The sequence below is a fragment of the Gracilibacillus phocaeensis genome (assembly GCF_900626275.1).
In the GTDB taxonomy this organism is placed as follows: domain Bacteria; phylum Bacillota; class Bacilli; order Bacillales; family Amphibacillaceae; genus Gracilibacillus; species Gracilibacillus timonensis.
In genome coordinates, this window is sequence record NZ_LR131144.1 from 684,729 (window position 1) to 703,685 (window position 18,957).

At 41.5% G+C, this 18,957-nt stretch carries 21 protein-coding genes and 1 riboswitch; of the genes, 10 read left to right on the top strand and 11 right to left on the bottom strand.

Annotated elements, in window-relative coordinates; genetic code table 11:
• Window positions 1–63: 63 nt before the first annotated feature.
• Window positions 64–837, top strand: coding sequence for a class I SAM-dependent methyltransferase (locus E0E32_RS11025; RefSeq protein WP_066192700.1), 774 nt, complete (start codon window positions 64–66; stop codon window positions 835–837).
• Window positions 838–1,331: 494 nt separating this feature from the next.
• Here E0E32_RS11025 and E0E32_RS22240 read toward each other — a convergent pair whose 3' ends face one another.
• The 8 genes from E0E32_RS22240 to ilvB all read right to left on the bottom strand — a co-directional run bounded on the left by E0E32_RS22240 (window position 1,332) and on the right by ilvB (window position 9,850).
• On the bottom strand, window positions 1,332–1,505 hold the full coding sequence (locus E0E32_RS22240) for an NUDIX hydrolase (RefSeq protein WP_161485713.1): 174 nt from the start codon (window positions 1,503–1,505) through the stop codon (window positions 1,332–1,334).
• Between the two features lie 227 nt (window positions 1,506–1,732).
• Window positions 1,733–2,317, bottom strand: coding sequence for a 3-isopropylmalate dehydratase small subunit (gene leuD, locus E0E32_RS11030; RefSeq protein WP_066192702.1), 585 nt, complete (start codon window positions 2,315–2,317; stop codon window positions 1,733–1,735).
• A gap of 20 nt (window positions 2,318–2,337) precedes the next feature.
• Complete coding sequence (leuC, locus tag E0E32_RS11035) at window positions 2,338–3,756, bottom strand: 3-isopropylmalate dehydratase large subunit (protein WP_066192704.1); 1,419 nt, start codon at window positions 3,754–3,756, stop codon at window positions 2,338–2,340.
• A 102-nt stretch (window positions 3,757–3,858) separates the two neighbouring features.
• Window positions 3,859–4,929, bottom strand: a complete 1,071-nt coding sequence (gene leuB / locus E0E32_RS11040) for a 3-isopropylmalate dehydrogenase (RefSeq protein WP_066192706.1) — start codon at window positions 4,927–4,929, stop codon at window positions 3,859–3,861.
• A 29-nt stretch (window positions 4,930–4,958) separates the two neighbouring features.
• The gene (locus tag E0E32_RS11045) at window positions 4,959–6,482 is read right to left on the bottom strand and encodes a 2-isopropylmalate synthase (RefSeq protein WP_130859781.1); all 1,524 of its coding nucleotides are present in this window, start codon (window positions 6,480–6,482) and stop codon (window positions 4,959–4,961) included.
• Window positions 6,469–7,500: a ketol-acid reductoisomerase gene (gene ilvC / locus E0E32_RS11050; RefSeq protein ID WP_066192710.1), complete on the bottom strand. Its 1,032-nt coding sequence runs from the start codon at window positions 7,498–7,500 to the stop codon at window positions 6,469–6,471. Before ilvC ends, E0E32_RS11045 begins: the two co-directional genes overlap by 14 nt.
• Window positions 7,501–7,598: 98 nt before the next feature.
• Window positions 7,599–8,120: an acetolactate synthase small subunit gene (ilvN, locus tag E0E32_RS11055; protein ID WP_066192712.1), complete on the bottom strand. Its 522-nt coding sequence runs from the start codon at window positions 8,118–8,120 to the stop codon at window positions 7,599–7,601.
• Entirely contained in the window at window positions 8,117–9,850 is a 1,734-nt protein-coding gene (gene ilvB, locus E0E32_RS11060) for a biosynthetic-type acetolactate synthase large subunit (protein ID WP_130859782.1), read from the bottom strand. The genes ilvN and ilvB overlap by 4 nt, the downstream gene beginning before the upstream one ends.
• Before the next feature lie 786 nt (window positions 9,851–10,636).
• A riboswitch (TPP riboswitch) is annotated at window positions 10,637–10,732 on the top strand.
• A 107-nt stretch (window positions 10,733–10,839) separates the two neighbouring features.
• On the opposite strand from ilvB, the gene E0E32_RS11065 reads away from it, so the two are divergent.
• The 9 genes from E0E32_RS11065 to E0E32_RS11100 all read left to right on the top strand — a co-directional run bounded on the left by E0E32_RS11065 (window position 10,840) and on the right by E0E32_RS11100 (window position 17,045).
• A complete protein-coding gene (locus E0E32_RS11065; RefSeq protein ID WP_130859783.1) occupies window positions 10,840–11,457 on the top strand; it encodes a thiamine phosphate synthase in 618 nt (205 codons plus the stop codon).
• The gene (gene thiO, locus E0E32_RS11070) at window positions 11,454–12,590 is read left to right on the top strand and encodes a glycine oxidase ThiO (RefSeq protein ID WP_130859784.1); all 1,137 of its coding nucleotides are present in this window, start codon (window positions 11,454–11,456) and stop codon (window positions 12,588–12,590) included. Before E0E32_RS11065 ends, thiO begins: the two co-directional genes overlap by 4 nt.
• 17 nt (window positions 12,591–12,607) lie before the next feature.
• The gene (thiS, locus tag E0E32_RS11075) at window positions 12,608–12,817 is read left to right on the top strand and encodes a sulfur carrier protein ThiS (RefSeq protein WP_350308625.1); all 210 of its coding nucleotides are present in this window, start codon (window positions 12,608–12,610) and stop codon (window positions 12,815–12,817) included.
• A 4-nt stretch (window positions 12,818–12,821) separates the two neighbouring features.
• Window positions 12,822–13,580: a thiazole synthase gene (locus E0E32_RS11080; protein ID WP_130859786.1), complete on the top strand. Its 759-nt coding sequence runs from the start codon at window positions 12,822–12,824 to the stop codon at window positions 13,578–13,580.
• Window positions 13,580–14,605 (top strand): ThiF family adenylyltransferase, encoded by a 1,026-nt coding sequence (locus tag E0E32_RS11085; RefSeq protein WP_066192725.1) that lies wholly within the window; start codon window positions 13,580–13,582, stop codon window positions 14,603–14,605. Before E0E32_RS11080 ends, E0E32_RS11085 begins: the two co-directional genes overlap by 1 nt.
• A gap of 165 nt (window positions 14,606–14,770) precedes the next feature.
• Window positions 14,771–14,923: a hypothetical protein gene (locus tag E0E32_RS22245; RefSeq protein ID WP_165445019.1), complete on the top strand. Its 153-nt coding sequence runs from the start codon at window positions 14,771–14,773 to the stop codon at window positions 14,921–14,923.
• 157 nt (window positions 14,924–15,080) lie between these two features.
• Window positions 15,081–15,524, top strand: coding sequence for a DUF3995 domain-containing protein (locus tag E0E32_RS11090; RefSeq protein WP_286171957.1), 444 nt, complete (start codon window positions 15,081–15,083; stop codon window positions 15,522–15,524).
• 86 nt (window positions 15,525–15,610) lie between these two features.
• Window positions 15,611–16,069, top strand: a complete 459-nt coding sequence (locus E0E32_RS11095; RefSeq protein WP_130859788.1) for a DUF6884 domain-containing protein — start codon at window positions 15,611–15,613, stop codon at window positions 16,067–16,069.
• Window positions 16,070–16,079: 10 nt separating this feature from the next.
• On the top strand, window positions 16,080–17,045 hold the full coding sequence (locus E0E32_RS11100) for a zinc-binding dehydrogenase (RefSeq protein ID WP_066192735.1): 966 nt from the start codon (window positions 16,080–16,082) through the stop codon (window positions 17,043–17,045).
• Window positions 17,046–17,092: 47 nt separating this feature from the next.
• On the opposite strand, the gene spoVAE is transcribed toward E0E32_RS11100, so the two are convergent.
• From spoVAE to spoVAC, 3 genes are read right to left on the bottom strand one after another with little or no spacing between them, the layout of a single operon-like run.
• Window positions 17,093–17,443 carry a stage V sporulation protein AE gene (gene spoVAE / locus E0E32_RS11105; protein ID WP_066192737.1) on the bottom strand — a complete coding sequence of 117 codons (351 nt, stop codon included), beginning with the start codon at window positions 17,441–17,443 and terminating at the stop codon, window positions 17,093–17,095.
• Between the two features lie 47 nt (window positions 17,444–17,490).
• Window positions 17,491–18,498 carry a stage V sporulation protein AD gene (gene spoVAD, locus E0E32_RS11110; protein WP_066196414.1) on the bottom strand — a complete coding sequence of 336 codons (1,008 nt, stop codon included), beginning with the start codon at window positions 18,496–18,498 and terminating at the stop codon, window positions 17,491–17,493.
• Window positions 18,495–18,950 (bottom strand): stage V sporulation protein AC, encoded by a 456-nt coding sequence (spoVAC, locus tag E0E32_RS11115; RefSeq protein WP_130859789.1) that lies wholly within the window; start codon window positions 18,948–18,950, stop codon window positions 18,495–18,497. The genes spoVAD and spoVAC overlap by 4 nt, the downstream gene beginning before the upstream one ends.
• Window positions 18,951–18,957: the final 7 nt, after the last annotated feature.

An 18,957-nucleotide genomic window follows, 5' to 3' on the forward strand; every position in this document is an offset into this window, starting at 1 on the left:
ATATTAATGAATCTTACAATCAATTGAATAATAAGATTTCAATGATGAAAGGTGTTTTATAAAATGGGAATTGATTTTCACAATCAAGAAAATAGACACAGTTATTCTGCTAGAGGGGTGGATGATACATGGATAAACTTCATGAGAGATTTAATTCCTTCTAGTAAACGTAATAAAGCATTAGATATTGGATGTGGAGGTGGTATTTACTGTAAAGGGCTCTCAAAACTAGGTTTTAAAAGTATAACAGGAGTTGATTATTCAAAAACTCTTTTAAAAGATGCTATAGAAAATTGCAAAGAATATAATCATATCAATTTTATTAACGGAAATGCTTTTAATACGGGACTAAAGAGTAATGAGTACGATATTGTACTAGAGAGAGCATTGATTCATCATGTCAATGACCTGGAACAACTTTTTATGGAAGTTTATAGAGTTTTAAAAAAGAATGGTCTTGTTTTTATACAAGATCGAACTCCTGAGGATTGTGTATTAAAAGGAAGTAATACTCATATAAGAGGTTACTTTTTTTCATGTTTCCCAAAGTTATCCCAAAAGGAAGCGAATAGAAGATATAAAAGTGAGACCGTAAAATATAATTTGAAAAAAGTTGGTTTTAAAAAAATAGAAGAATTCAAGATATGGGAGGTAAGGAAAAAATACCAGAGTAAGCAACAACTGTTAGAAGACTTGCTATCAAGAACAGGAAGAAGTATTTTACACGAACTCAGTGATGCTGAATTAAAAGAGCTTGTTCATTATTTGGATAAAAAAATTCATGATAATGATATTATAGAAAAAGATCGTTGGACGATTTGGTTGGCAACGAAGTAAATTAGCATGATAAGTAATACATTTTGGTGAAGCAAATAACGTAAAAAATGCAGATTATATAATTGTACTAGAGAATGGTTTAGTAGTAGAAGAAGGAAACCACGATGAATTAACAGCAAAAAAAAGCGTCTACCATAAGTTGGTTCATTCAGTGGAAGAATATGAAGTAATAACATAATTTATAACTCAAAGATAGAATAGACAGGTATGTCATAATATAGTTTGGTATGCCTGTAGTCAAGTGCTATAGTTGATTATTAACTTTGATTTCCTAAAACATATTGCTCAAAGTTTGTCCATCAAGTCTACAGCTGCTTATGAAGATTCTATAGCCCATTTTAACTCATCATTAAGGGGAACCCACTCTATAGTAGCTTTTGCAATTTTTTTCATTTAAAATAACTTTTAGCAAAGCTTTGTGATAATCAGGGATATCTTTATGAGATGGAATATCATCTATACTTATCCAGTGAGAAGTCTGCTTTTCAGGTTCATTAGATCGTAACTACCTCTCTAATACAAGCATTTTCTATTTTTTCGAATGTATCTACATGTCCACCTGGTGGGATATATTTATTATACGTTTTATATTTCGGATCATTCTTTTTTATTGTAGCAATACAATTATTTTTAATGATGATACAGGATGTTTGTACTCGAATATCCATATGTAAAGCTCCTTCGGGTATATTTAGCTCGTTTATTTTAACCTATGGATTGACTTATATTAATTCGTGTTACGGTAGTTTGATTTTTTCTTTTTGTGATTGCGTTTACCATTTCAAAATGGGGTAACAAGTATCTATTTCTTTTCAAAACAAAAGGGGAGAAAAGCTTCTCACAAAAAAGCAAATACCCCCAGACTCTCGTTTCCAAGAGCCTGAGGGCTATTCTTTTAACCGCGCGCTTGCTCAAATGCAGCAATGCGGTCTTCATTGGTTAAGGTTACAGCAATTTCGTCCCATCCGTTTAAAAGCATTTCTCGTTTATAGTTATCCAAATCAAAGCTTGCCTCAAATCCTTCGTTATCGAAGACTTTCTTTTCTTCCAAGTCTACGGTAAGATGGTAGGATTCGGATTCGGCCTTTTGGATTAAGGTCTGTACTTCATTCTCTGTTAGCTTGACGGGCAAGATCCCGTTTTTCGTACAATTGTTATAGAAAATATCGGCAAAGCTTGGGGCAATGATTACCCGGAAGCCATAATCCTGCAATGCCCACGGTGCGTGCTCACGTGAGGAGCCGCAGCCGAAATTCTCGCCAGCTACCAAGATGGAGGTGCCTTTATATTTTGGTTGATTTAATGAAAAGTCTTCTCGTAATTCTCCTTTGGAATCAAAGCGCCAATTATAAAAAACAAATTGACCGAAACCTTGACGAGAGATTCGTTTGAGAAACTGTTTTGGAATAATTTGATCGGTGTCAACATTTGCCCGGTTTAACGGGTATACAAGCCCTTCATGTTTACGAATTGGTTCCATGTCTCATTCCTCCTTGTCGATTAGCTTGGTGTAGCAACGCCTAAATGACGTACATCGGTAAAGTGGCCCTTGATCGCAGCGGCTGCGGCCATTTCTGGGCTGACTAAGTGTGTACGTGCACCTGTGCCTTGACGACCTTCAAAGTTACGGTTGGAAGTAGAGGCACAGCGCTCGCCTTCTGGTACGACATCATCATTCATGGCAAGACACATACTGCAGCCAGCATCACGCCATTCAAAACCTGCCTCTTTGAAAATTTGATCCAATCCAAGCTCTTCTGCCTGTGCCTTGACGCTATGGGAGCCAGGTACTACAATGGCCTGCACATCAGGATGGACAATGTGTCCTTTGATAATTTCCGATGCCCGTTGTAAGTCAGCTAATCGCGAGTTCGTACAAGAACCGATAAAGACATGCTCAATGTTAACAGAAGCAATCGGTTCGCCGCCTTCTAGTCCCATATATTCTAAGGCGCGTTGGATTTCATCACGGTCATTGTCATTTGTTGCGTCTTCTGGAACAGGAACATTAGCACTAACCGGAATACACATGCCTGGATTCGTGCCCCAGGTTACTTGTGGTTCGATTTCTTCTGCGTCTATTTCTACTTGCTCGTCATAGACAGCACCTTCATCGGTTGCTAGTGCCTTCCATTCTTCGGCTAATGCTTCGAATGCCTCTCCTTCTGGAACATATCGTTTACCACGTAAGAATTCGATTGTAGTATCGTCAGGACTGATTAAACCAGCACGTGCTCCAGCTTCAATCGACATATTACAGATCGTCATCCGGCCTTCCATGGATAGGTTACGAATCGCTTCTCCCGTGTACTCAAGCACATACCCAGTACCAAATTTTACGCCGAATTTACCGATAATTGCTAGGATTAAATCTTTGGCAGTAACGCCTGTTCCTAGCGTGCCATTTATTTTAACATTTAAGGTCTTCGGTTTTTCTTGCCAGATCGTTTGAGTGGCTAATACGTGCTCCACTTCACTCGTACCAATGCCAAATGCCAAGGCGCCAAATGCACCATGAGTAGATGTGTGGCTATCTCCACAAACAATCGTTTTACCTGGCTGGGTTAAACCTAGTTCTGGCCCGATTACGTGCACAATCCCTTGGTCGGGATGATTAATGTCTGCTAATGGTACACCAAATTCTTCACAATTTGTCTTCAACGTTTCCATTTGTGTTTTGGAAACTTCATCTTTGATCACATTGCGGTGGATCGTTGGTACGTTATGATCCATCGTCGCAAAGGTAAGGTCTGGACGTCGTACCTTACGATTATTAATCCTTAGTCCTTCAAAGGCTTGGGGAGATGTCACCTCATGAACAAGGTGCAAATCAATATATAACAAGTCCGGTTTACCTGCTTCTTGATGGACCACGTGCTTTTCCCAAACTTTTTCAATGACTGTCTTTGGTGTCTTCATCGATTGTCACTCCTTCTTTTATCATGATAAGTAGAAAAAAGATCGGCGTTGATACGATCCGAAGATAGACCACGCCGACATTTTCCCTCTTGGTTTATGACACTAAGCCTGAATTTCCTCTGCAATGAGGCGTGTCATTTCCGCTGTATTTACGAGTTTACCATCCGTACTTTGCAAATCTGCTGTATGGTAATTGCGATTTAATACGGCTTCTACCGCTGTTTCAATCGCCTCTGCTTCCTTATTCAGGTTAAATGAATAACGCAGCATTAAGGCAGCGGAGAGCACCATTGCAATCGGATTGGCAATACCTTTGCCAGCGATATCTGGTGCCGAGCCATGGGCCGGTTCATATAAACCAACACCATCCTCCGCCAAGCTGGCAGAAGGGAGCATACCAAGCGATCCCGTTAATACAGAAGCTTCATCACTGAGAATATCACCAAACATATTCTCGGTCACGATCACGTCAAAATCAGTTGGGCTGGTGATCAATTTCATGGCAGCGGCATCGACTAAGACATGATCTACGGTTACGTCGGGATAGTCTGACTTTTTCTCTTCGACAATCTCTCGCCACAGTTTACTAGATTCTAACACATTTGCCTTGTCAACAGAAGTAAGGTGCTTATTGCGCAGTTGCGCACTTTCGAATGCCTTATCGACAATGCGTTCGATTTCTCTTCTTGTATAGGTTAACGAATCGACAACTGCATTACCATTGTCGCGTCGTTCACTCGGTTCTCCAAAGTATAAGCCACCCGTTAATTCACGGACAATCAACAAATCACTTCCGGCAATAATGGACTCCTTTAATGGGGAGGCATGTAATAATTTTTTGAATCCTTTTACCGGACGCAGATTGGCATATAAATCTAATGCCTTACGAATCCCTAATAATCCACGTTCAGGCCTCAGTTCAGATGGGTTGTTATCCCATTTTGGGCCACCAACCGCTCCTAATAGAACCGCATCTGCAGCTTGACATGCCGCTATCGTTTCATCTGGGAGGGGAGTGCCATGGTTGTCGATAGCAATTCCACCAATATCATAAGAAGAGAATGTGAATGAATGATTGAATTTTTTTTCAATTGCTTCAAGGATATCTTGGGCTGCATGGATTACCTCAGCACCAATCCCGTCCCCGGGAAGCAATACGATTTGTTTACTCAATGCCTTAACCTCCTGTAAGAAAATGCGATTTAACTAGCTTTTTTTTGATAAATAGCCCGATTCACACCATTAATATAGGCTAAGATGGCAGCTTCTAATACATCTTGTGCAGAGCCGCGACCACTCACGTGATGTCCGTCAACGGTTAAGCTGACATGCACTTCTGCTAATGCATCACGCCCTTGACCGATTGAACTCAATTGAAAATCGGTTAAGTGGGTTTCCTCGACGAAAATAGCGTCTAAGGTGTGGTATAATGCCTCCACACTTCCAGCACCTGTCGTTGTTTTTTCAACGGATTGACTAGACGGTGTCGTTAAGCTGATGGTTGCCTCTGGTTGATGATTGGAACCATACTGAACAAAGAAATGATCCAGCTGATATCGTTTGACATTGGATGTGTCGGTTTGGATATCGGTTAGTATAGCAAACAAATCATCATCGGTTACTTCTTTTTTATGATCCGTTAAGCTTTTGAACGCCTTGAACGCTTCTTTTAGTTTTGCTTCTGGTAATTGATAGCCTAATTGTTTGATTTTATCGGTAAAGGCATGGCGACCTGAGTGTTTGCCTAGTACTAGATTATTAGAATGTATCCCAACTAATTCAGGGGTAATAATTTCATAGGTTTCGGCATTCTTGAGCACACCGTCTTGATGAATACCAGATTCATGGGCGAAAGCGTTACGACCGACGACGGCTTTATTGCCTGGTACGGTCATACCGGTAAACTTACTGACCATGTCACTAGTGCGTTTGGTTTCGTTTAATATCAAGTTTGTATAAAAAGGATAATAATCATTGCGAATTTGTAAGGCAACGGCAAATTCTTCAAGGGCAGCATTACCTGCGCGCTCACCGATACCATTAATGGCACCTTCGACTTGTGTTGCTCCATTTTCGATGGCAGCAAAGGAATTAGCCAAAGCCATTCCCAGATCATTGTGGCAATGACAGGATAAATCTACTTGCTCAATATTCGGTACGTTGTCTTTCATATACTTAAACATGGCACCGTACTCACGAGGCATCGTATAACCAACGGTATCAGGCAGGTTAATCACGGTGGCACCGGCGTCAATTACCTTTTCTATGATTTCTGCTAAGAATGGCAAATCAGAACGGGAAGCATCCTCTGCTGACCATTCGACATGGTCAAAGAATTGCTTACCATATTTCACCATCTCGACAGCCGTTTCGATCACTTCTTCTGGTGTCTTGTTTAGTTTGTATTTCATATGAATAGGGGAGGTGGCGATGAAGATGTGGACTCTGGGGTTGGTGGCGTCCTTCAAGGCATCTCGACAAGCATCGATGTCTGATTTTACCGCACGCGCTAAACCAGTGACGGAGACATCTTTCACCGTTTCCGCAATCTTTTTGACTGCTTCAAAATCCCCTTTGGAGGAAGCAGGGAATCCTGCTTCCAATATATCTACTCCAAAGCGTTCTAATTGTTTAGCCAGCTCTAATTTCTCTAATTGATTTAAGTTGACACCTGGTGATTGCTCACCATCTCGCAGTGTCGTATCAAAAATCTTAATTGGAGTCATTAGAGACCACTTCCTTCTTATTAATGGCCTTTTGTTTTACAAATGGCATTAATTCACGAAGTTCTCTACCTACCTCTTCAATTTGAAGTTTTGATTCTGCTGTTTTAATAGCTTCATAACGAGGACGGTTTGCTTGATTTTCAAGGATCCACCCTTGGGCAAACTTACCTGTTTGGATATCAGAAAGTACTTCTTTCATACGTGCTTTGGTGCCTTCATCAATGATACGCGGACCAGACATAAAGTCGCCCCATTCAGCAGTATCAGAGATAGAGTGGCGCATGTTTTCAAGACCACCTTCATATAATAAATCAACGATTAGTTTTAATTCATGCAGACATTCGAAGTAAGCAATTTCTGGTTGATAGCCTGCTTCTACAAGTGTTTCAAAGCCTGCTTTAACTAGCTCAGAGGTACCACCGCAAAGTACGGCTTGCTCACCGAATAGATCTGTTTCTGTTTCTTCTTGGAAGCTTGTTTCAAGAATACCAGCACGACCTGCACCGATTCCTTTGGCATAAGCAAGTGCGATGTCTACAGCATTACCAGTCGCATCTTGGAACACACCATAAAGGGAAGGGACACCAGCGCCTTCTTCATAGGTTCTGCGTACAAGATGTCCAGGGCCTTTTGGAGCTACTAGGAATACATCCACATCGGACGGAGGTACGATTTGGTTAAAGTGAATATTGAAACCATGAGCGAATACTAGAGCATTTCCTGCTTCTAGGTTAGGTTCGATCGCTTCTTTATAGATAGCTGGCTGATTTTCATCTGGAAGAAGAATCATGATGACATCGGCATCTTTGGATGCTTCTGCAACGGTTTTAACTTCTACACCATCTTCTTCTGCTTTGTCCCAAGAACGTCCTTTACGAAGTCCTACGACCACATCAAAGCCGCTTTCTTTAAGGTTTAGGGCATGTGCATGACCTTGAGAACCATATCCGATAATGGCAATTTTCTTCGATTGTAATACCTCTTCGTTGATATTATTGTTGTACAATACTTTTGTCATAAATATACTACATCCTCTCAAAAATTTTTATTTATATAATAAAGAAAACAGGTCTTTCCCTAGATGAAATAGGGAAAGCCTTCTTTTCTTATACTATCCTAACCTAATAAGGAAGAAAAATTCCCATCAATGGTGTTTGGCTGTTGGCCGCGAACAAAGGCGGTTAAGCCAGTGCGAGCCAGCTCTTTGATGCCATAGGGCCTTAATAATTCAATCAAGGCTTCTATTTTATCTGGCTTACCTGTAACCTGAATCGACATACTATCCTTGCTGACATCAATAATAGAAGCGCGGAATGGCTCGATGATGCCTTGAATTTCAGCGCGTAATTGGCTGTTGCTGACAATTTTAATCAGGGCCAATTCACGTGCAACAATGGCTTTATCGGTAATATCAGATACTTTTATCACATCAATTTGTTTGTTTAATTGCTTGGTTACTTGCTCTAATTTCTGAAAATCTTCCACATCTACAACAAACGTCATCTTGCTCATGTCCTCTGTTTCTGTTCTGCCGACGGAGATGCTTTCAATATTGAATTGACGACGCTGCAACAGCCCTGTAATTCGATTTAAGACACCACTGCGATTTCTAACCGTTGCTGTTATAATTCGTTTCATGGTTTCACCCCAATCATTTCATCTAGTCCTGTACCAGGGGCAATCATAGGGAATACATTCTCCTGCTGCAATACCCGTGCATCCACAAGAACAGGTCCATCATAATCAAAAATATCTGGTAAAGCATTGATAAATTCTTCTTGTGTCGTTAACTTGATTCCTCTCACATCATAAGCCTCGGCTAGTTTCACAAAATCTGGCTGGATTTGAAAGATAGATTGGGAATAACGTTCGCCATGGAACTTCTCTTGCCATTGTCTAACCATCCCTAGTGCTTGATTGTTTACGATAATGATTTTAACGGGTAATCTTTTTTCTTGTAAAATCGATAATTCCTGCAAGGTCATTTGGAAACCGCCATCGCCCACGATCGAGACAACCATTTCTTCGGGATTAGCCAATTGGGCACCAATAGCAGCAGGAAATCCAAAGCCCATCGTACCTAAACCACCAGATGAAACCCATTTATTTGGCTGATTAAAGGTATAGTATTGCGCCGCCCACATTTGATGCTGCCCAACGTCTGTTGTCACAATCGCATTGCCATTCGTGGCTTCGTATACTTGTTTGATCACCCATTGGCCGATCATTTCCTTATCCGGTGTGTTAAACCATAATGGGTAATTTTCTTTGTTTTCATGGATACGAACGAGCCATTCATCGTGATTCGGTTGGCTAATATCATGAGACAACAATCGTTTCAATGCCTCTTTGGCGTCACCAACGATAGGTATGGCTGTTGGAACATTTTTGCCAATCTCAGCAGGGTCAATGTCGACATGAGCCACGGTAGCTTTCGGTGCAAACGATGATAATTTACCAGTTAAGCGGTCATCGAACCTGGCACCAATGTTAATAAGTAGATCACATTCATACAAGGCCGTATTGGCAGCGTATGTGCCATGCATACCGGCCATTCCCATAAATAGCGGATGATCGCCAGGAAATGCTCCTAAGCCCAATAAGGTAGAGGTAACCGGAAGTGAGTACTTTTCTGCAAATTCCTGTACCTCTTTGGAGGCTTGCGCCATTAAGATACCAGCACCAGTTAATAATACTGGTTTCTCTGCTTTTCCGATCGCCTCCGCTAATTTTTTGGTTTGTAACGGATTTGGCTTGAATGTTGGCTGATATCCAGGTAAATCAATCTCTACTTTAGCTTGAAAATCATCACTGATAATTTCGGCTGAGACGTCTTTCGGGATATCGATCAATACAGGACCAGGACGACCAGTAGTTGCGATATGAAAGGCCTCTTTAACAACACGAGGGATATCTTTCACATCATTTACTTGATAATTGTGTTTAGTAATTGGTGTAGTAACCCCCATGACATCAACCTCTTGGAAGGCGTCACTGCCAATCACACCTTTGGCAACTTGGCCAGTAATCACAATTAATGGCAATGAGTCAATCATTGCGTCGGCAATTCCTGTTACTAAATTCGTTGCACCAGGTCCAGAGGTGGCTACCACAATTCCTGGCTTACCTGATACCCTGGCATAGCCCTCGGCTGCATGAATGGATCCTTGCTCATGTCGAGCTAAGATTTGATCAAAGGCATCTTGTGCTCTATATAATGCGTCAAAGATTGGTAATGCTGCACCGCCGGGATAACCAAATAGCGTGTCAACGTCTTCGTTAATCAAGGCATCGACTAGCAAATCAGCACCAATCCTGGGTTCTTTTGGTTCTACAGCTTCATTTGCTTGCTTTTGTGTGTTTTCCACGTTAATCCCTCCTATTAATAATTATCAACAATCACCTTGATTTATTGGTATTAGAAGATGTTTATGGTACAAAGAAAAGTATGGCTATTGTCTTTTCCTTACACTAAAAAAGGCCATCTCACCCTTGATTTCCGCCACTAGTGTAGCAGAGATCAAGGGTGAAAAGGCCTTTCTTTTCACGGTACCACCCTGATTTGCAATATTCTCACAAACATTGCCTCATAAAGCTATTTACAAAATCAAATAGCTTTGATTGGATAACAGGTACTGTGTAATACCTGGCTATACTTAATGGGAGAACCGTTCAGCATAGCACTCAGGGATGAGTAGTCAGATAAGGTGTATGGCCAAGTTTCCACCTGTCTTGGCTCTCTGCAGCATACATGATCCTGATCCTTTTTTCCCGTCCGCGTTTTTAAACATATTCGCTTATTGTTATAGTATACGATATCGCTTATTCTGTCCACAAAAAAGTTTTTAAATGTGTAATTTTCAGAAAAATCTGATTGACGACAATAATACAACTAAAAAGACGATAGGTCAACTGTTTTTTGCGGATTTTTTCGTTAAAAATAAGAAAGTACGGAATCCACTAAAAACGGAAGCGCTTTCTATCTTAAAATAGACAGGTAGGAAGAGTATAAAAGCATATTTCTAATGCCCATAACAATAACGTTGGCCATATCTAGCATCGTTTTTAATGGATCTGCTACGATTTTGAAAAACACCTGTAAAAATAAAACAGGATGTGTTATGCTTTGGAGGTAGTTCTAATTTCATAATCAACATCAACACTAGGGGAGCCTTTGGCTGAGACGAGTATTCGGACCCTTTGAACCTGATCTGGTTAACACTAGCGTAGGGAAGTGGCGGAAGCATGACGATATATTATTCGACAAATGAATTTTATATAATCGAAGCCACTTGTCCTAACTGGATAAGTGGTTTTTTTCGTTTCTTCCGGCTCAACGAAGAAAGGAGTAATGGAGATGGATAAATCACTGCATCTTATCAGTGATGGCGATTTTTCTAAACGGCATGTACAAATAGTAAAGCGTATTCATGGGGATATTGATTATTTGCATATAAGAGAAAAGAATAAGTCAGCAAAAGATATTCTGGAACTAATCGAAGTATTAAAAACTAGCGGGTTACCCTTAACGAAACTAATCGTAAATGACAGAGTTGACATTGCCGTGATGAAACAATGTGCAGGAGTCCAGTTGGCCTATCACAGTCTAGCTGTTTCATTGGTTAAAAATTGCTTCCCAACGCTTCTTACAGGGAAATCTGTCCATTCGTTAGCAGAGGCTGAACAGGCTCAACAAGAGGGAGCAGATTACTTGTTATATGGTCATATTTATCCTAGCAGTTCTAAGCCGAATCAACGACCAAGAGGAATAGCTAATCTTCGGCAATTAAGCGAAGAACTATCGGTACCGGTCTATGCTATTGGCGGCATTACACCTGATCGAACAAAAGAAATAATCAAGTCAGGGGCAAGTGGGATAGCTATCATGTCAGGTATTTGGCAGGCGGCGGATCCGATACAAACAATAAAGGCTTACCTGCAAGTGTTGAATAACAGGAAAGAAGGTGGAAAGTGAAAAAGACATTTGATCAAATCATTGTTGGTGGCGGCGTGATTGGTTGTTCGATTGCTTATCAATTGTCCAAAAGAGGTTATCAGGTGCTGATAGTTGAAAGGGATCAAATCGGTTGTGAGGCCTCTAGTGCTGCGGCAGGAATGCTAGGTGCTCAAGGAGAATTCACACAAGCAAGTCCTCTTTTTCAATTTGCTCAAGAAAGCAGAGCGTTATTTGCAGATTTATCAGTTGAGCTTTGGGAAGAAGCAGGGATGGATATTCAGTATGTTCATAAAGGAATCATGAAGTTCGCTTTTGATCAGCAGCAATACAATACGTTGAAAAGCCTGGCAACTTTTCAACAGGAAGCTGGTTATCCTGCTTATTTGCTGTCGACAGAAGAAGCGAGAAAGATGGAACCAAGTTTGACAGAGGAGCTTCACACGGTTCTTTACCTGCCGAATGATGGTCAGGTGTCCGCTTATCATCTGACAAAAGCATTTTCCCTTGCCGCCTATCGTCATGGTGTCATGCTTCATGAACAGGAAAAAGCAGTTGAACTGCTAAGGGAAAATAAAAAGGTTTATGGTATACGAACCACAAAAGGAACCTATTACGCTGATCAAGTCATTGTAGCAACGGGAGCATTTGGCGATGATCTGCTGCCTGATGAATATGCCATTATTCCTGTAAAAGGGGAATGTCTGCTATTGGAATCAGAGCAGCGCTTATTTCAAACAACCCTGTGGATGGACGGCTGTTACCTTGTCCCCAAGCAAGGCAACAAGGTGGTAGTTGGCGCTTCATCTATACCAGGAAAAGCAGATAAACATGTCCACGCAGCAAGTGTTCAAGGGCTATTATCACGAGCAGAACAGATGGTTCCGCAGCTGGCAGAGGCAACAATAAATTGTTTTTGGGCAGGGATCAGACCAGCTACCGCCGATGAACGTCCTTACCTGGGTGAGATTCCTGGAATCAACGGTTTATATGCTGCCAAGGGACACTATCGCAATGGCATTCTATTATCAGCGATTACAGGCATCTATCTAGCAGACTTAGTTGAAAACAAGTCGGTTCGTCCACTTTATTACGATTTTTTTCGTGGTGGTCAAGCACGAGATCCATCAGCAAATGTCACAAGTTTGGAATAAACACAAAAGGCAGGTGCATGCATGTGGAAATAATCGTTAATGGAAATTATATGGAAGTAAAAGAAGGAGTAAAACACATCAAAGATTTACTTGAGTTTCTGGGGTTGCAAGATAAACCGTTGATTATCGAGCATAATCAACAGATATTACAGAAAGAAAGACATAAACAAGCGGTGTTAGAAGATGGAGACAAGATTGAGATTGTTCATTTCGTTGGAGGAGGATAAGCAAATGCTTAATATTGGAAACTATTCGTTTGCTTCTCGTTTGTTCTTAGGGACTGGCAAATATCCTGATTTTGATATTCAAAAGCAGGCAGTAGATCAATCAGAGGTAGAAGTTCTTACTTTTTCCGTGAGAAGGATGAATATCTACGACCCATCCCTGCCCAATTTTTTAGAAAAAATAGATGTAAACCGCTATACTTTTTTACCGAATACGGCAGGGGCAAAGGATGCGAAAGAAGCGGTGCGAATCGCTAATTTAGCTGCCGCTTCAGGGCGATGCGATATGGTGAAAGTGGAGGTTATTGGTTGTGATAAAACATTGCTGCCAGATCCGATCGAGACACTAAAAGCAACGGAAGAGCTGGTGGCAGCAGGATTTACCGTGCTTCCATATACCTCAGATGATGTGGTATTAGCCAAAAAGCTGGAGGAGGCGGGAGCGCATGCCATCATGCCCGGAGCTTCCCCGATCGGAAGCGGTCAAGGAATTATCAACCCGTTGAACCTTTCTTATATTATCGAACAATCGAACGTTCCGGTTATCGTGGATGCAGGTATCGGTTCGCCGGCTGATGCAGCGTATGCTATGGAGTTGGGTGCAGATGGTATCTTGTTGAATACCGCCGTTTCCGGAGCAGAAGACCCTGTGAAAATGGCTAAGGCGATGAAATATGCAGTAGAGGCCGGCCGACTTGGCTATCAAGCAGGAAGAATCACGAAGAAGGCATATGCGGTAGCTAGCAGTCCGGAGGTAGGGAGCTAATGTTGGAGACGAATCGTTATCAACGCCAAGTCTTATTTGTACCAATTGGTGAGACAGGCCAAACAAAGCTTAGTCAAAGCCATGTACTGATTGTCGGCGCAGGTGCGTTGGGATCAAGCAGTGCGGAGGCATTGACACGAGCAGGTATTGGCCAGTTGACATTAATTGATCGAGATTATGTGGAAGAAAGTAATCTGCAGAGGCAACAGCTATTTAGTGAAACGGATATGAAGCAAAAAACACCAAAGGCAATTGCTGCCAGACAAAGGCTTGCTGAAGTAAATCATCATGTCCAAATACATGCGATTGTCGGAGATGCCGAAGTCGATATATTAAGAAAAGTGGTGCCTGAAGCGGATTTAATTATTGACGCTACCGATAATTTTGAGACAAGGCTTATACTGAATGATATCGCACAGAAGTATCAAAAACCATGGATTTACGGAGCTGTTGTAGCAAGCTATGGCATTACCTTTACCGTACTCCCTGATAAAACGCCATGTCTGCAATGCCTGCAAGCTTATATACCAGCTTACGGGGCCACCTGTGATAGTGTTGGAATTATCCAGCCCGTGGTACAAAAGGTCGTGTCTCACCAAGTAACCGAGGCACTCAAGCTATTAACCGGTAACGAAGCCGATTTATCTGGAAAACTTATTTCGTTTGACTTATGGAAAAATGCACACACAGAAATAGACATAGCAGCCTTACGAAAAAAAGACTGTCCGTCCTGTTCCGAGAACAGAAGCTATCCAAACCTAGCCTACGAGTCCCGTATGAAAACGACGAAGCTATGTGGAAGAAACACTGTTCAACTACGATCGCAACGTAAATCAACAGATTTGAGTGAAGTTGCCAAAGAATTACAAAAGAATAAACAGATAAAGCTATTTCAAAATCCTTATCTGCTTTCGTTTGAAATAGATTCGTACCGAGTAGTGCTCTTTCAAGATGGGAGAACGTTAGTTCATGGGACGATGGATCAACAGGAAGCAAAAAAAATCTACCATCGTTATTTGGGATGAATTTTTTGCTAATAATGTCCATGTTATCGAGAATGCAGCAAGAAAGCTGCATTCTCACACATAACCCCTTTTCCTAACTCGCTTGTAGCAATATACAGCAATTGAGAAGAAATATAGTCTATTTTTACGTGATAGAATGATACTAATTAGGAGGGGGCTTTTGAAATGAATAAAGTGATGCTAAATATCTCCATGTCACTAGACGGCTATATAGCAGGGAGCAATGATCATCTTGGAGAAGAAAATATGATGCTAAAATCAACTAAGGTCATCGAGGGAACAGGTGTCATTCATGTTAAATATGATATTGTAAAATAATCACATACCATATCTCATAAAGGAAAAAGTTTTGTTCATAATGGATGAAGCTTTTATTTTTGGGTAAATGAGGAATATCCATTTTTTCATGCAATGCGCGCTTTTTTTCATATATACTATGATAAAAAGCTATGCAGAGAGGAGCTTTTATTTGCGAGTGAACAAAAGGTGGCTTACTTTAGGTGTGGTTTGGACGGTTGTGTTTGCTGGGATGAGTTTTTATTGGGCGATGGGTGGAATGTTTGGTGTCAGATCTCTAGGTGGTGCCATCTATGAGCAATCGCTTGATCCGGATCCCTCCTTTATATTACTTGTCTGGCTAACTGGTTTTGTGAAATTATTAGGTGTGTTATTGCTAGTACTGCTGCTTATTTCTTGGCAAAATGCCTTCATGAATAAGATGCTTTATTACCTTACCAAAACGGGAGGGATCCTTCTCTTTTTATATGGGTTATTAAATTTTATTACCATTTCTATGAGTGCATTTGATATATTGGCTATGGATTTAACGGCTTATGCTACCTTTTGGAGACTCGTGTTTTGGGAGCCATACTGGATGATAGGCGGTGTTTGCTATTTTTTCTCTGTGAAGAAGGCATAGTTTTACACGAAGGTCTTTGTTATTTACAGTGCTGACCAGTTTTTGGTATACTAGTTGATAAATTATAGTAATAAGGTCGTGAAAAGATGGAAGCATTAGCTATCCTTCCCTGTGGTCGACGAAAGATCTGGGACAAAAACCCTGCAGTCGGTGGAGTCAAGGCAGCGGATGCCTATATTGGAGTGCTTCACCGTTTATGTCGCCAATATGCGTCACTATATGTAGGCGAGTGGGCGGTTATTTCAGGCAAACATGGCTTGTTATTGCCAGATGATATCATACCGGAGAATTATGATGTCACCTTTGGACAAAAACATCCTGATGTCATTTCGATCGCTCAATTAAAACAACAAGTCATCGACAAACAGCTTGACCAATTCCCCAACATTATTGCTCTAACGGGGAAAAAGTATCAGCCGATTATCAAGCAGGTATTTACGACCCAAGAGATCCAATATCCCTTATTAGGTACAAAAGGAATTGGTAAAATGCAACAATTATTAAAACATAGTATCGAACAAGGTCAACCACTTCACAAACAATAGGAGGTCAATTATGCAATCATTTGCCGTTCAACATGGTTCTCAACAGTTCTTGGAGCAACAGATAGCCGACCCTCAGCCAAACGAGGTGGTAGTCGCCTTGCGAGCAGCAGGACTAAACCATCGTGATTTAATGATGAAAGACAGAATTGGTAATCAGCCCGATATTTATACGTTAGGTTCTGATGGGGCAGGTGTTGTTGAAAAGGTGGGCAGTGAAGTTTCTCGATTTAAAATAGGGGATGAGGTGATTATTAATCCGAGCTTGAATTGGTATGATAAAACCAGTGCTCCGCCGGATGATTTTCGTATTTTTGATGGAACGTTTGCGGAAAGGACGGTTATCAGCGAAGACTTTATCGAGAAAAAACCAGATCATTTGAGTTGGACCGAGGCAGGGGTGTTTACCTTATCGGCCTTGACTGGTTATCGCGCCTTGGTGACATTAGGGCAAATCAAGCGAGGTGAAACCTTGTTTATCCCAGGCGTTGGAGGCGGTGTGGTCAGTTTTATTATTCAATTGGCCAAGGCAAAGGGGGCTTATGTGATCACGACGTCAAGGGATCCGAATAAATTGAAACAGGCTGAAATTCTAGGATATGATCGAGCGATTCTAACAGATGATAATTGGGAGGAGCAGCTAGCAGATGAAGAAATTGATCTGGTGATAGAAACGATCGGTGGTGCTACCTTTAATCGTTCTTTAGGTGTTCTCAAGAAGGGTGGGCGTATCGTTACGTTTGGTTCATCGACAGAGGATCAATTTACTCTTAACCTGCGTCAGTTTTTCTATGGGCAATATCAATTGTTCGGCTCCACGATGGGGAGTAGAGAGGAATTGCGGGAACTCCTTGCATTTTGTGAACAACATGAATTGAGACCGCTACTTGATAAAGGATTCCCTTTTACTAAAATAGATCAGGCCTTTGACCATTTATCCGGTCAAACCCAATTAGGTAAGGTATATGTTGTTATGTAATGTAAAAAGTACACAAAGCAGACAGGTTCACCCTGCCTGCTTTTTGATTATCCTTTCGGCTTAAAAAAGATAGCCCCAATCATACCAAAAATAATCGCTGCAGAGATACCAGAACTAGTTACCTCAAACATACCCGTGACGACGCCAATTAACCCATGTTTTTCTGCCTCTGCCATTGCGCCATTAACGAGCGAGCTGCCAAAACTGGTAATCGGAACGGTGGCACCCGCTCCAGCGAAATCGATTAAAGGCTCATACCAGCCCAAGCCATGTAGGACTGCCCCGGTGACGACTAGTATGCTCAGGGTATGACCGGGGGTTAATTTTCCGACATCCAACAATAGCTGACCAATCACACAAATGAGTCCACCTACGAGAAACGCCCATAAAAATACCATCTATAACCCCTCCTATCTCTGTTTTGTTACGTATCCGTTATCAAGGCCTATTCCATGTTTTCAATAGAAACGGCATGAGCGATGCAGGGAATCGTTTGTTTTTGTTGTACCGATAATGGGGATAATAATGCGCCAGTTGCCACAACTAAGATTCGTTGACAATCACCTTTCAATAATTTGTGATAAAAGTGACCGTATGTAACGATCGCTGAACAGGCTGGCCCGCTTGCGCCAGAAAAAGTGGGTTGGTCTGCCTTGTATATCGTTAAACCACCATCTACAAACTGTTGCTCTGTAACCCCTGTCTGGTTTTGATTTAATAAATCCATGCAACGCTCCCTGCCAATTTTGGCCAAGTCACCGGTAATAATATAGTCATAATAATCCGCACTGATTTGCCGATCTTCCAGGTGTTGTTTAATCGTATCAAAGGCAGCAGGCGCCATAGCTCCGCCCATATTAAAGGGATCCTTTAGCTCTGGATCGACGACTTTCCCGATGGTAGCGGAGGTCACTTTAGGCCCTTTACCTGTCGAGGCGATAATGGCGGCACCAGCCCCTGTCACCGTCCATTGTGCAGTATCAGGCTTTTGACTGCCATACTCTGTAGGATAACGGAATTGCCTTTCCGCTGCCGAGTTATGGCTAGAGGCTCCCGTTATGACATAATTCGCCTTCATCTGACTAACGATTAAGGCAGATAGAGCCAAACCTTCCATAGAGGTAGCACATGCACTGAATACCCCAAGGTAAGGGATAGCCAAATTACTGGCAGCAAAATTAGAGGGGGTTAATTGATTGATGAGATCCCCTTGCAGCAGGAATTGCATGTCACTAGACGTAAGTTGGGCCTTCTTTAATGCATAACGACAGGCATCCTCCATCATATGCTGTTGAGCCAGTTCAAAAGACTTTTCTTCCACCCATTGATCATCATAAAAATGATCGAAATCGGTACGAATATTACCTTGTTTTTCAAATGGGCCACCGACGGTTCCTGTAGCTAAAATGGTAGGTGGCTGTTCAAATAACCACGTTTGTTTTCCAATCATTATATGCCACTCCAATATGAAAAAATGGTTTTAATTAATGCAATAAGAAAAGCTGAAAAAACACCAAACAAGATAACCGAACCTGCCAGTTTAAACATATTACCGCCTACACCTTGTACAAAGCCTTCGGTACGGTGCTCAATGGCAGCCGATATAACGGCGTTTCCAAAACCTGTGACAGGAACCGCTGTACCTGCACCGGCAAATTGGGCGATGCGGTCATATACCCCAAATCCGGTAAGAAGCATGGTGATAAAGATTAAAGTAGCAACGGTCGGATTTCCAACGGTTTGTTCTGTGAAATGGAAGAAATACATGTAAAAAAAAGAAATCGACTGACCAATTACACAAATAAGCCCGCCTACTAAAAAAGCTCGAATACAATTTTTAACAAGTGGTCTTTTCGGTTCGGTTGCCTGTTCATAGCTTTTATAATCTGATTGTATGTCTTTCATTGTTTAC

What these genes read in the sequence shown, in the direction of transcription:
- ilvC (WP_066192710.1), bottom strand. Translation starts at nt 7,500, where the DNA reads ATGACAAAAGTATTGTACAACAATAATATCAACGAAGAGGTATTACAA.
- leuD (WP_066192702.1), bottom strand. Translation starts at nt 2,317, where the DNA reads ATGGAACCAATTCGTAAACATGAAGGGCTTGTATACCCGTTAAACCGG.
- E0E32_RS11080 (WP_130859786.1), top strand. Translation starts at nt 12,822, where the DNA reads ATGCTTAATATTGGAAACTATTCGTTTGCTTCTCGTTTGTTCTTAGGG.
- E0E32_RS11025 (WP_066192700.1), top strand. Translation starts at nt 64, where the DNA reads ATGGGAATTGATTTTCACAATCAAGAAAATAGACACAGTTATTCTGCT.
- ilvN (WP_066192712.1), bottom strand. Translation starts at nt 8,120, where the DNA reads ATGAAACGAATTATAACAGCAACGGTTAGAAATCGCAGTGGTGTCTTA.
- E0E32_RS11100 (WP_066192735.1), top strand. Translation starts at nt 16,080, where the DNA reads ATGCAATCATTTGCCGTTCAACATGGTTCTCAACAGTTCTTGGAGCAA.
- E0E32_RS22245 (WP_165445019.1), top strand. Translation starts at nt 14,771, where the DNA reads ATGAATAAAGTGATGCTAAATATCTCCATGTCACTAGACGGCTATATA.
- E0E32_RS11095 (WP_130859788.1), top strand. Translation starts at nt 15,611, where the DNA reads ATGGAAGCATTAGCTATCCTTCCCTGTGGTCGACGAAAGATCTGGGAC.
- leuC (WP_066192704.1), bottom strand. Translation starts at nt 3,756, where the DNA reads ATGAAGACACCAAAGACAGTCATTGAAAAAGTTTGGGAAAAGCACGTG.
- spoVAE (WP_066192737.1), bottom strand. Translation starts at nt 17,443, where the DNA reads ATGGTATTTTTATGGGCGTTTCTCGTAGGTGGACTCATTTGTGTGATT.
- E0E32_RS22240 (WP_161485713.1), bottom strand. Translation starts at nt 1,505, where the DNA reads ATGGATATTCGAGTACAAACATCCTGTATCATCATTAAAAATAATTGT.
- E0E32_RS11065 (WP_130859783.1), top strand. Translation starts at nt 10,840, where the DNA reads ATGGATAAATCACTGCATCTTATCAGTGATGGCGATTTTTCTAAACGG.
- E0E32_RS11045 (WP_130859781.1), bottom strand. Translation starts at nt 6,482, where the DNA reads ATGACTCCAATTAAGATTTTTGATACGACACTGCGAGATGGTGAGCAA.
- thiS (WP_350308625.1), top strand. Translation starts at nt 12,608, where the DNA reads ATGCATGTGGAAATAATCGTTAATGGAAATTATATGGAAGTAAAAGAA.
- spoVAC (WP_130859789.1), bottom strand. Translation starts at nt 18,950, where the DNA reads ATGAAAGACATACAATCAGATTATAAAAGCTATGAACAGGCAACCGAA.
- E0E32_RS11085 (WP_066192725.1), top strand. Translation starts at nt 13,580, where the DNA reads ATGTTGGAGACGAATCGTTATCAACGCCAAGTCTTATTTGTACCAATT.